Source organism: Citrobacter sp. wls710 (assembly GCF_005281115.1).
GTDB lineage: Bacteria > Pseudomonadota > Gammaproteobacteria > Enterobacterales > Enterobacteriaceae > Citrobacter > Citrobacter werkmanii.
Genome location: NZ_SZXD01000033.1, coordinates 88,061 through 100,092 on the forward strand (window position 1 = coordinate 88,061; position 12,032 = coordinate 100,092).

The 12,032-nt window shown below is 51.2% G+C and carries 13 protein-coding genes; 4 read left to right on the top strand and 9 right to left on the bottom strand.

Annotated features, from left to right (window positions below):
* Positions 1-52: 52 nt before the first annotated feature.
* The 4 genes from FDX14_RS15055 to yqhD form a co-directional block, all read right to left on the bottom strand.
* Positions 53-508: an HIT family protein gene (locus FDX14_RS15055; RefSeq protein WP_042310999.1), complete on the bottom strand. Its 456-nt coding sequence runs from the start codon at positions 506-508 to the stop codon at positions 53-55.
* 43 nt (positions 509-551) lie between these two features.
* A complete protein-coding gene (locus FDX14_RS15060) occupies positions 552-2,006 on the bottom strand; it encodes a DASS family sodium-coupled anion symporter (protein WP_038633882.1) in 1,455 nt (484 codons plus the stop codon).
* Between the two features lie 188 nt (positions 2,007-2,194).
* Positions 2,195-3,022, bottom strand: coding sequence for a 2,5-didehydrogluconate reductase DkgA (gene dkgA, locus FDX14_RS15065; protein ID WP_038633879.1), 828 nt, complete (start codon positions 3,020-3,022; stop codon positions 2,195-2,197).
* A 228-nt stretch (positions 3,023-3,250) separates the two neighbouring features.
* The gene (gene yqhD, locus FDX14_RS15070) at positions 3,251-4,414 is read right to left on the bottom strand and encodes an alcohol dehydrogenase (RefSeq protein ID WP_137349764.1); all 1,164 of its coding nucleotides are present in this window, start codon (positions 4,412-4,414) and stop codon (positions 3,251-3,253) included.
* Positions 4,415-4,609: 195 nt separating this feature from the next.
* Here yqhD and FDX14_RS15075 point away from each other — a divergent pair, with 195 nt between their 5' ends.
* Positions 4,610-5,509, top strand: coding sequence for an AraC family transcriptional regulator (locus tag FDX14_RS15075; RefSeq protein ID WP_137349779.1), 900 nt, complete (start codon positions 4,610-4,612; stop codon positions 5,507-5,509).
* 90 nt (positions 5,510-5,599) lie between these two features.
* Here FDX14_RS15075 and yghB read toward each other — a convergent pair whose 3' ends face one another.
* Positions 5,600-6,259 carry a DedA family general envelope maintenance protein YghB gene (gene yghB / locus FDX14_RS15080; RefSeq protein WP_003024510.1) on the bottom strand — a complete coding sequence of 220 codons (660 nt, stop codon included), beginning with the start codon at positions 6,257-6,259 and terminating at the stop codon, positions 5,600-5,602.
* A 131-nt stretch (positions 6,260-6,390) separates the two neighbouring features.
* On the bottom strand, positions 6,391-7,578 hold the full coding sequence (gene metC, locus FDX14_RS15085) for a cystathionine beta-lyase (protein WP_061382447.1): 1,188 nt from the start codon (positions 7,576-7,578) through the stop codon (positions 6,391-6,393).
* Positions 7,579-7,828: 250 nt separating this feature from the next.
* Here metC and exbB point away from each other — a divergent pair, with 250 nt between their 5' ends.
* Together exbB and exbD are read left to right on the top strand one after the other, a co-directional pair.
* Positions 7,829-8,563, top strand: coding sequence for a tol-pal system-associated acyl-CoA thioesterase (gene exbB, locus FDX14_RS15090; RefSeq protein ID WP_061382446.1), 735 nt, complete (start codon positions 7,829-7,831; stop codon positions 8,561-8,563).
* A gap of 6 nt (positions 8,564-8,569) precedes the next feature.
* On the top strand, positions 8,570-8,995 hold the full coding sequence (gene exbD, locus FDX14_RS15095; RefSeq protein ID WP_042310983.1) for a TonB system transport protein ExbD: 426 nt from the start codon (positions 8,570-8,572) through the stop codon (positions 8,993-8,995).
* A 71-nt stretch (positions 8,996-9,066) separates the two neighbouring features.
* Here exbD and FDX14_RS15100 read toward each other — a convergent pair whose 3' ends face one another.
* Together FDX14_RS15100 and FDX14_RS15105 are read right to left on the bottom strand one after the other, a co-directional pair.
* Positions 9,067-9,474, bottom strand: coding sequence for a cytoplasmic protein (locus FDX14_RS15100; protein WP_079225992.1), 408 nt, complete (start codon positions 9,472-9,474; stop codon positions 9,067-9,069).
* A 1-nt stretch (position 9,475) separates the two neighbouring features.
* On the bottom strand, positions 9,476-9,880 hold the full coding sequence (locus tag FDX14_RS15105) for a hypothetical protein (protein ID WP_042310979.1): 405 nt from the start codon (positions 9,878-9,880) through the stop codon (positions 9,476-9,478).
* 104 nt (positions 9,881-9,984) lie between these two features.
* Between FDX14_RS15105 and FDX14_RS15110 the strand changes: the two genes are divergently transcribed.
* Positions 9,985-10,488, top strand: coding sequence for an ESA_00282 family adhesion-associated protein (locus FDX14_RS15110; RefSeq protein WP_042310977.1), 504 nt, complete (start codon positions 9,985-9,987; stop codon positions 10,486-10,488).
* A 64-nt stretch (positions 10,489-10,552) separates the two neighbouring features.
* On the opposite strand, the gene FDX14_RS15115 is transcribed toward FDX14_RS15110, so the two are convergent.
* Positions 10,553-11,593, bottom strand: coding sequence for an aldo/keto reductase (locus FDX14_RS15115; RefSeq protein ID WP_042310975.1), 1,041 nt, complete (start codon positions 11,591-11,593; stop codon positions 10,553-10,555).
* Positions 11,594-12,032: the final 439 nt, after the last annotated feature.

Sequence of the window (12,032 nt, forward strand, 5' to 3'; positions counted from 1 at the left end):
GTCTTGCCCGGATAAGGTGCTTGCACCGCTATCGGGCAGAAGAGATCAGTATTTATGCCTCACGAATTCTGGCCGCTAATGCGGCCAGTTTTTCGTCATCAGCCCGTTCATGATCGTGTGACGACAGATATCCTTCATACTGCTCGAAAAATTTGTTCTGCCGCGATTCAATCGGTTTCCAGTGGGTTAAATCGCCAGTACCGTGCATGGGACTTAATTTACTGTGCACATGGTCTACGCCGAAACCTTCGAAGAACATTCCCGTACGACTAACATCCGGGAAAGCCTTATCCAGTTTCTTAGCCACTTTTTGGGTCGCCAGCATCAGGTCCGCTAACGCCTGCGGCGGCATGTCGAAGGCATAGCTGGGGTAATGCTTTTTCGGGATCACCACGGTAAAACCGTCGGTGTTCGGGAAAATCGACAGAAAAGCCAGGTGGTGTTCGTCTTCCCATACCTTATGGCAGGGCGCTTTGCCTTCAACAATTTGACAGAAAATACAGGTCATTCCTTTTCTCCGCAGGTAAGGTCTTCGTCAGGACGCAGTCAGTTTAGTACAGACCCAACACCTTCCACCACATCAGACCCACGGTAATAAAGACCGCCTGGTTAAACAGGCTGATGATAAATCCTGTGCGCCACCAGACGCCTGTTGGAACATACCCGGCGCCAAACAGAATAGGGCCGCGAGCATGTGTGTACTGGGTGAGCGAGCAGTACAAACTGCTGGTGAAGGCCAGCATTAACGCCGTGGGAGCAGCGGGAATATTCAGATGCAGCCCGACGCCGAGGAAAACAGCATACAGCGCGGCAATCTGTGCATTGCCGCTGGCAAAAAAGTAGTGGGTATAGAAATAGGCGGCGTTCAGCAGCAGCAGGACGATCACCCAACTGGTCCCGTGCATAGTACTGCTCAGGCTGTCGCCAATCAGATTGCCGAACCAGGTGGTGAAGCCCAGTTTTTTCAACTGATTCGCCATCATCAGTAGCGCGGCGAACCAAATCAGCGTATCCCATGCCCCTTTCTCACTTTTGACGTCTTCCCAACTCAGCACGCCGCTCAGCAATAAAATCGACAGCCCTACAAACGAAGCGGTAGTGGCGTCAACGCCCAGTGTATCGCCAAAAATCCACAGCACCAGCAGTACGCCGACAGTTGCCAACATCAGCCATTCCCCGCGTGACATGCGGCCCATTTCCGCCAGCTCTTTGCGGGCGAGGTTCGGGGCATCCGGCGTGTGTTTGATTTCCGGACGCACCAGCCAGTAGACCAGTAGCGGAACGAGCAGCAAAGAGACCAGACAAGGTAGCAGCGCCGCCATAAACCAGCCGCCCCAGGTCAGCGTAACCCCGGCGTTGGCCGCCAGTTTTACTGCCAGCAGGTTGCCGGTATAGCCGGTCATAAACAGTGCTGCCGTCACGTCGTTGACGTTGCCAATACAGGTGATAAGAAAGGTGCCGATTTTACTGCGGGACTCATCTTCCGGGTTCGAATGGAAACTACGCGCCAGAGAGTCGGCAATCGGATAGATGACGCCGCCGCAGCGAGCTGTATTACTCGGCATAGCGGGAGAGAGGATTAGATCGGCAAAAGCCAGACCGTAGGCGAGTCCCAACGTTCGCTTGCCGAGCAGGCGGATCATCTGCAACGCAATACGTCGCCCGAGACCGGTTTTGATAAACCCACGGGCAATCATAAAAGCCACGACGATAAGCCAGATAAGCGAACTGTTCAGTTCACTCAATGCCGTGGTGATGGCGCCGCTGGCGGTTTTATCCCCGGCAGCATAGGCGAGCGCGAATACCGTAATACCAATAATGCCGACCGCGCCGATGGGTAATACTTTAGCCACAATAGAAGCGATGGTGGCGACGAAGATAATTGCCGAATGCCAGGCTGGCGCACTTAACCCGGTGGGGGGCGTAAGCTGCCAGAGTCCGGCAGAAATGAGTACTATAAGAATTAATGGGAGCCATTTGACGCCATTACTTTTTTTATCAGCCACGGTTACGCACCTATAGGTGTGGTAAATACATTCACGAAATGAATATATTTATTGAATAATTAACAGGTTATGTTGCGTAATGCTGCTCCAGCGACTGCAAGAAATACATCAATATATGTATGTTAATTGTTTCCTGATATTTCATTACCAGAAAGGCCCGACGGGAGTGTCGGGCCGGAGAGAAGAGATTAACCGCCGAACTGGTCCGGGTCTGGTCCCAGCCGTCTGCCTTGATCGAGTTTCGCAATTTCGCCTAATTCTTCTTTATCCAGGCGGAAGTCCCAGACGTTAAAGTTTTCTGCGATACGGGCAGGCGTCACCGATTTCGGAATAACCACCAGACCGTTATCCAGATGCCAGCGGATGACAATCTGCGCCGGTGATTTACCATATTTCTCTGCGAGGTCACGGATGATCTTTTGGTCGAAGACGTCTTTCCCGCCCTGCGCCAATGGACTCCAGGATTCGGTCTGGATCTTATGCGTGGCGTTCCAGGCATGAAGCTGGCGCTGCTGCATAAGTGGGTGCAGTTCTATCTGGTTGATCACGGGATGAACGCCAGTTTCGTCTATCAGGCGCTGGAGATGATTGATCTGAAAGTTGCACACGCCGATGCTCTTAATCAGCCCTTCTTTTTGCAGATCGATCATGTTTTCCCACGCTTCAACGTAGTGATCGATCGCCGGAACAGGCCAGTGCATCAGGTAAAGATCGAGGTAATCGAGCTGGAGTTTCTCCATGCTTTCGAGTAAGGCTTCCCGGGCGCGTTTCTGATCATCATTCCACAGCTTGGTGGTGATGAATAATTCTTCCCGCGGCACGCCCGCATTACGTATCGCTTTGCCGACACCTTCTTCGTTTTTGTACGCGGCGGCGGTATCAATCGAACGATAACCCACTTCCAGTGCTTTATGGATAGCGGTAATGACTTCTTCGTTGCTTGCCTTCCAGACCCCCAGGCCCAGCTGCGGCATGACGTTACCATCCTGTAGTTTGATAATGGTTGGACCGGTCATAATTCCCCCCTGGATTACAGTCACCGGAGCAAGCTCCGGTGAGTTAGGTGTGACTTAAGTCTGGCCTATACTCGTCATACTTCAAGCTGCATATGCGTTGGCTGCACTCGTTCACCCCAGTCACTTACTTATGTAAGCTCCTGGGGATTCTCTCCTTTGCCGTCTTTATGCAACTCGAATTATTTAGAGTATAAATAGCCAAAAACGAAAGGCGGAGGTTAAAAAACCTTAGCGGGCAGCTTCGTAAATCCGACGGCTGACGTCGAGCGTAATGTCCTGATGTTCACCCAGTTTCGTACCGCCGTGCGCTTGCAGTTTTTCCAGCAGCGCCGGGATAGTGCTACCGTCCAGGCCGTAGTCAGACAGGCGAGTCGGGACACCCATTTGCTCGAAGAACTGACGGGTGGCGGCAATGGCGGCGTCGATACGCTGGTCTTCGGAACCCTCGGTGATATTCCAGATACGTTCTGCGTATTGCAGTAGTTTGGCACGCTTGGTATCGCGTTTTTCATTCCATAGCGCAGGCAGAACGATGGCCAGCGTTTGCGCATGATCCAGACCATGCATCGCGGTCAGTTCGTGGCCCAGCATATGGGTTGCCCAGTCCTGCGGTACGCCTGCGCCAATCAGGCCGTTCAGCGCCTGGGTTGCCGCCCACATGACGTTCGCACGCACGTTGTAGTTTTCCGGCTCCTGCAAGGCTTTCGGACCTTCTTCTATCAGCGTAAGCAGAATGCCTTCGGCAAAGCGATCCTGAATTTTCCCGTCGACCGGATAAGTTACATACTGCTCAACGGTATGCACGAAGGCATCCACGACGCCGTTTGCAACCTGACGTGGCGGCAGGGTATAGGTGTAAACCGGATCCAGTACGGCAAATACCGGTTGCACAAACGGGGTCATAAAGGCCAGTTTGTCGCCGGTGGTTTTCCGCGAGATGACCGCGCCGGAGTTAGATTCAGAACCGGTAGCGGGCAGGGTTAATACGGAGCCCATCGGGATGGCGCTTTTTACGTCGTTGCCGTGAGTTTCCAGAATACGCCATGGGTCGATGCCGTCAGCGTACTGTGCCGCAGCTGCGATGAATTTGGTGCCATCCAGTACCGAACCGCCGCCCACAGCCAGCAGGAACGTTACTTTCTCATCACGCACGATCTTTACCGCATTCATCAGCGTTTCATAAGATGGGTTCGGCTCAATACCGCCAAACTCCAGCACGTCCAGGCCTTTCAGTGCATCCTGAACCTGTGCCAGAACGCCGGTTTTTTTCACACTGCCGCCGCCGTAGGTAATCAATACGCGAGCATCCTGAGGGATTTGATCGCGCAATTCGGCAATAGCGCCTTTACCGAACAGAATACGGGTTGGGGTATGGAGATTAAAATTGTTCATTGCTCGTTCCCTTGTGTGGGTAATAAAAAGAGGGCAGGAGAGTGTCTGCCGGATGATGAACATTGTGGTCGCCAGCTGCGCTGCTCTCAATGCACATTTCTGCCGATGTCTTGCCCATTTCTACAGACTACTGGAGAAAACGGATAAATCTGCGCATGATGTCAGGGTCGAAAACCGATGATGAAATGGTGCTTTATGAACCGTGAAGAGATCTGCCTTCTGCTGACAGATAAAATTAAGCAGCTGAAAAATAATGAAAATAACCTCAGTGCATTGCTGCCAGATGTCCGCCTGATGCACGGTACGGTGCCAGTTGCACGGACACCAGTCATGTATCAGCCAGGTATCATATTTCTCTTTTCGGGCCATAAAATTGGTTATATCAATGAACGCGTATTTCGTTATGACGCCAATGAATACCTGCTGCTAACCGTACCTTTACCCTTTGAATGTGAAACGTATGCGACACCGGAGGTTCCGTTGGCCGGAATCTACCTGAATGTCGATATCCTGCAATTGCAGGAGCTGTTGATGGACATTGGGGAAGACGAGCTGTTTCAGCCTGCTATGGCGGCCAGTGGGATTAACTCCGCGACGCTTTCAGACGAAATTCTCTGCGCCGCTGAGCGCCTGTTGGATGTGATGGAACGCCCGCTGGATGCGCGTATTCTCGGCAAACAGATCATTCGCGAGATCCTCTACCATGTGCTGACCGGGCCGCGCGGCGGCGCGTTACTTGCGCTGGTCAGTCGTCAGACGCATTTCAGCTTGATAAGCCGGGTGCTGAAGCGGATTGAAACCAAATACACCGAGAACCTCAATGTAGAACAGCTGGCGGCAGAGGCGAACATGAGCGTGTCGGCGTTTCATCATAACTTTAAAGCGGTGACCAGCACGTCGCCGCTGCAATATCTTAAAAGCTATCGTCTGCATAAAGCGCGGATGATGATGATTCATGACGGGATGAAGGCCAGTGCGGCAGCCATGCGTGTCGGCTATGAGAGTGCATCGCAGTTCAGTCGGGAATTCAAACGTTTCTTTGGCGTGACGCCGGGGGAAGATGCGGCCAGAATTCGGATGATGCAGGGGAGTTGATTGCTTGTCCGTCTGAACGGTACACCGTAGGCCTTAAAGCTACGCGCCATAAGGCAAAATGCCGGAGATTATCCGGCCTACGGATGCGACTCAGGCGCTACAGTATTTTTTTTTAATCACCACGAACAGGGTTCCCAACAGACCTGCGGTTAACAGGGCAATCGGTAGGATCATTAAAAAGGTCATCACCTGATCTTCATGGCGTTTAACGAACGGGATCATGCTCAGCGCGTAGCCAAAGCTGGTGACAACGGTGACCCACAGCAGGCCGCTCAGCCAGTTAAAAAACTGGAATCGACGGTTAGGCAGCCCTGAAATTCCTGCCATGGTCGGCAGCAAGGTGCGTACGAACGCCAGGAAGCGCCCGGCCAGCAGCGCCATCAGGCCGTGTTGGTCAAACATGCAGGTGGCGCGCTGATGATATTTTTCAGGTAATTGCGCCAGCCAGCCTTTTACCGTTCTCGTGTTGCCCAGCCAGCGTCCCTGAATGTAACTCAGCCAGCAGCCCAGGCTGGCGGCGGCGGTCAGAATAGCTATGGTAGGTAAAAAACTCATCACGTCCTGAGCGATCAGCGCCCCAGCCAGCAATAACAGGCTGTCTCCGGGTAAAAAGGAGGCGGGCAGCAGGCCATTTTCTAAAAACAGTGTGGCGAACATGACGAAGTAAACCACGCTCACAACGTGTGGATCCGCCAGCGCGGCAAAGTCGTGTTGCCAGAGCGCGGAGACAATATCTTGAATAACTACCATGGACTTTCCTGTGGAACAGCGTTTATGTGTGGATTGTACTCCTGAATTGTCCGGGATGCCTTGATCCCGGACGCAACAATTGCAGACTTTTCCACCAGAAGTGTCTGCATATATGTCCATCTATGGCAATGTTACTCGATTCGGGCAAATCCTGCGGCTAAATCGGCAATCAGATCGTCAACATTCTCTAAACCGATATGCAAACGGATAAGCGTTCCGCTGAAGTCCACTTCACCTTGCGGACGGATTGCCGCAATGTGTTCCGGCTGGTTGGCGAGAATTAGCGACTCAAAACCGCCCCAGGAGTAGGCCATGCTGAACAGGCTGAAGTGATCCAGATACGCGGCCAGCTCTTCATTATTAAGCTTCTTATTCAATACAAAGGAGAATAGCCCGCTGCTGCCGGTAAAATCACGTTTCCAGAATTCATGGCCTTTACTGCCGGGTAGCGCCGGGTGATTAACACGAGCGACCTGTGGGTGGTTGGCCAGCCACTCGGCGACCTTTAAGCTGCTTTCATGATGCTGACGTAAGCGTACGCTCAGTGTGCGTAATCCACGGCTGGTCATATAGGCGGTGTCGGCGTCCAGCATTTGTCCCATCAGATAGGCATTTTCGCGCAGTTGGTCCCAGCAGCGGGCATTGGATACCGCTGTGCCGACCATGCCGTCGGAATGACCAATCAGGTATTTCGTACCCGCCTGAATCGAGATATCAATACCGAAATCCAGCGCGTTGAACAGCACGCCGGCAGCCCAGGTGTTATCAATCATGATGACAGCCTCAGGCGCAACACTTCTGACGGCGGCAACAATTGCTGGTACATCATGTACCTCCATGGTGACGGAGCCGGGTGATTCCAGAAAGACAACTTTGGTGTTCGGCTGAATATGCTTCACTATATCGGCGCCAATCAACGGATCAAACCAGCCCGTTGAGACGCCAAGTTTACCGAGAATTTTGGTGCAGAAGTCCTGGCTGGGCTCATAGGCGGTATTGGTCATCAACACATGATCGCCTTGTTCAACAAAAGCAAGGATGGTGTTGGCAACAGCTGCTGCGCCGCAAGGGAACAACGCGCAACCCGCGCCGCCTTCCAGTTCGCACATGGCTTCCTGCAGCGAAAAATGCGTCAGGGTTCCGCGACGTCCGTAGAAAAGCGCACCGTTAGCGCGGTTGCGCGTGGCCTGTTTTTTGGCCTCAACGCTGTCAAACACCAGCGAAGAAGCGCGCTGGATCACGCTATTTACCGAGCCCTGCGTGTACTTTTTACTGCGTCCTGCGTGAACGAGTTTGGTTTCAAGTTGCTTATCTGCCATGGTGTATTACCTGTTTTTATACGTCTGGATGTCTAAACTACCATGAATCAAAGATGACGCATCCTGCAGAACGGTCATACAGTAGAAAATAATCTCAAAATGCCTCTGGTGACTTTTTTACTGCGTAAGCGCAAAGAAAAGAAACCAAAGGTGCGGCAATATGTAAATAGTAATGAGAACGACTATCAATTCGACGTTGTTTTGATATGATTACGCTTAGATTTTGTGATTTGCGTCCTGGAGATACAGAGTGGGTAATAATTTGATGCAGACGGACCTTTCCGTCTGGGGTATGTATCAGCACGCCGATATCGTGGTTAAGTGCGTGATGATTGGGCTGATTTTAGCGTCAGTGGTCACCTGGGCTATCTTCTTTAGTAAGAGCCTTGAGTTCTTTACTCAGAAACGCCGTCTTAAGCGTGAACAGCAACTGCTGGCGGATGCCCGCTCTTTAGACCAGGCAAACGAGATTGCCGCAGGATTCGATGCTAAAAGCCTTGGCGCACAGTTGATTTACGAAGCGCAGAACGAGCTGGAACTGTCTGAAGGCAGTGACGACAACGAAGGTATTAAAGAGCGCACCGGTTTTCGTCTGGAGCGTCGTGTGGCGGCAGTTGGACGTCATATGGGACGCGGTAACGGATACCTGGCCACCATCGGGGCTATCTCGCCTTTTGTGGGTCTGTTCGGTACGGTATGGGGCATCATGAACAGCTTCATCGGGATTGCACAAACCCAAACCACCAACCTGGCCGTTGTTGCGCCGGGCATTGCAGAAGCGCTGTTAGCGACCGCGATTGGTCTGGTTGCGGCGATTCCTGCGGTCGTCATCTACAATATTTTCGCACGTCAGATTGGCAGCTATAAAGCGATGCTGGGCGATGTCGCGGCGCAGGTGCTGTTGCTGCAAAGTCGCGATCTGGACCTGAACGCCAGCGCCTCCGCGCATCCGGTACGTGCCGCGCAGAAATTACGTGTAGGGTAATGTTCCATGGCAATGAGCTTTAATGAGAACCTGGACGATAACGGTGAAATGCATGAAATCAACGTGACGCCGTTTATCGACGTTATGTTGGTTTTATTGATCATCTTTATGGTAGCCGCGCCGTTGGCAACAGTGGATGTGAAGGTGAATCTCCCTGCCTCCACCAGCACGCCGCAGCCGCGTCCGGAAAAACCGGTTTATCTGTCAGTCAAAGCCGATAAGAGTATGTTTATTGGCAATAATCAGGTGACGGATGAAACCATGATTAGCGAGCTAACTACGCTGACAGAAGGGAAGAAAGACACCACGATTTTCTTCCGTGCAGATAAGACCGTCGATTATGAAACCATGATGAAGGTAATGGACACGCTGCATCAGGCCGGTTTCCTGAAGATTGGTCTGGTCGGTGAAGAGACCGTGAAAGCGAAGTAACTTTCTCGCCGGGTAGTGGTTTTCACCTACCCGGCCTGCTTATCCTGATTCCACGCCTTACAAACCTGTTCTTATCTGTTTTCATCCAACGCGACCGTGGTTATCCTGGTCGGTTCGTAGCTGCCTTCGGACAGCTTGCGCGTCAGGCGTAAGGTGGCCGTTTCTCGCGCGAGTATATGCTGGTAGGTGCTCTCCAGCCGGGCCATGATTTTATCCCGCAGTTCGGGGTGTTGGGCTATGATGGCCTCAATCGCGGCGCCATAGATCTCTTCTTTCGCCTGTAGCGCATAAATTTCGCGACGATTTTGCCATTTCATCCGCACCAGTGCGGCGGGTATAGAAACCATTTCCTGGGCAACGCTTTCCAGCGTCGCGTTTTTATTGGCAATCAGGATAGCTAAATTCTGCTTTAAGACAAACTCATCACTTTTATGGTCATCTAAAGCCAAATAAACATTATTATCCTCAACATCTTTCATTTTATTTCTCTTCCAGAGAATAAAAAATAGGGTCGCTGGTTTCGCGGGTAATTAAATTAAGCCAAATTTTATTACCTTGCTCATTGATGGTGGCTGTTTTTTCGGTCAAGATTTTACTTAATTCTTGTGCGTTAATGTCGCCCTCCGCTTGCAATGAATTGAGCAAGCGCGTGAATGACTCAATCTTTGCCGCGCAAAACAAACGTTCTTTTAAATGACGGTCGCACTCTTCAAACAACATATTGCGCGCCTGGCCGGTCGCTGTAGCGCTGATCAAAATATCAGCTTCATAATCACTTAATGTTTTCTTTCCCTGAGTCAAATTTTCACTGTTTTCTGTGGGGAAGGTATTAGTCGATGTTTGAGATAAATGATAATGCGCGGGAACAAGATGCTCGGGAAGCATGTTGAAATATCCTTTGATGCCAATACTGTATTGTTTTTAATATGTCAGGCTGCGTTGACAATAGCATGGTGTAATTTTAAAATCAAAAAAAATGGAGCCAGTATATGAACAGTATATTTTATTCTGTTATTACCCTGCTATTGCTTACCTGCGGGGTGCTTTTGTTGATGCGCAGCGCAAATAAAAACCGCTATGCAGAAAATGGTAACGCTGGACACCAGCCAGAAATCTTGAGTAAAGAAGAGGGTGAAGATCATTTTTCTGTATTGATGAATTCGATTACCCCGGTATGGTATTGGCGCGTTAATCACGAATATATCGATTTTATCCACTCGACGATCAAACGGATGACGATGGTGGAGCTGAATGAGACGCCTGGCCTATTTGATGCGCAGCGGCGTTGTAGCGACCTTAACTCTGCGGTGTACAAATATTACGACAATATAAAAAAACGCTGTCTCAGTGGGGAGAAGGTCCCGCATGCCGATCTGGACGTGCTCAACTTACGTCAGTGCTTCAGAGAGTTCAGCCTGGAGGCTTACCCTGCGCTCGTCGCGCTGGTGTGGCCGGAATACCAGCGTCCACAGCTCAAAGCAGAAGAAGTATGAGGTCATGGCGCATTACCATGGCCGGGTAGCGCTTTATTGCGACCCGGCACGGAGTGACAAACGGCTATTTGTCAGATGAGGCTTGCCACAGGTTCAGCTCACCGTCAGCGACGTGTTTATCGATTTGCGCCAGTTCTTCGGCGCTGAACGTCAGATTAGCCAATGCCTGAACGTTTTCTTCCAGCTGCTCCGGTCGGCTGGCGCCAATTAATACCGAAGTGACCCGGTTGTCTTTCAGCAACCAGCTTAAGGCCATTTGCGCCATCGACTGTCCGCGCTGTTGCGCCATCTCATTGAGCAAACGCAGGCTACTAAGGTTTTCTTCCGTCAGCATATTTTCTGTCAGCCCACGGACTTTTTTCCCTTCACGCTGCATACGTGAACCTTCCGGGATGCCGTTGAGGTATTTCCCCGTCAGCAGCCCCTGGGCCAGCGGCGTAAAGGCAATGCAGCCCATGCCGTTAGCTTCCAGCGTATCCAGCAAGCCACTGCTGTCTACCCAGCGATTAAGCAGGTTGTAAGAGGGTTGGTGGATAAGAAGCGGAATTTTCCATTCCCGTAGCAGCTCGGCCATCTTTTGCGTTCGTTCCGGAGAATAGGACGAGATGCCGACATACAGCGCTTTACCGCTTTGCACCGCATGGGCCAGCGCTGAGGCGGTCTCTTCCATTGGCGTATTTTCGTCAACGCGGTGTGAGTAGAAGATATCGACATAGTCGAGCCCCATGCGTTGCAGGCTCTGGTCGAGGCTGGCAAGCAGGTATTTACGCGAACCACCAGAACCGTATGGCCCTGGCCACATGTCGTAGCCCGCCTTGGTGGAGATGATCAGCTCATCTCGGTATTGTGCAAAATCCTCGCGCAGTAAACGGCCAAAATTCTCTTCTGCGCTGCCTGGAGGCGGCCCATAGTTATTGGCCAAATCAAAATGGGTGATGCCTAAATCAAAGGCTTTACGCAGTAGGGCGCGCTGTGACTCCAGCGCCTGAACGTGCCCAAAACTGTGCCACAAACCCAGCGACAGTGCGGGTAAGCGTAAACCGCTGCGTCCACAGTAGCGATAGAGCATTTGCTCGTAACGTTCAGGATTGGCAAACCAGGCCATGAGATCTCCTTAGTGCAGGTGAATTTCAAAACAGCGTTTCTATTCTAGCGGGTTCTAGGTGAATATTCCGTTCACAGGTCACACTGGGATAAAAAACTGAGCGGCATTCGAACCGCCAATTATTGAAGGAGCTGGCCTGGGAAGGCTATATATCTCCTTGCGTTAATCACGGCTTTCATAATGCCCCGACCTGTCGTTATGAGAAAGCTGCCGCTGATTTAGCCTGGGAGCACACTCTTGCTGGGTTTTATAAATCTTTGTGATAGAAAACAAAGCATTATTAAATGATTTAGGTGAGTTATCTGAATAATAATGCTAGCTAATTTCATTAGCATTCATGTTGATATCGCCTGGAGAGATATGGGTTGGACTTAAGAAAGTAAAAAAATAAAGAACGCATTATATCTTCTCTATCGGCTGCCGATAACAAGGATAAGTA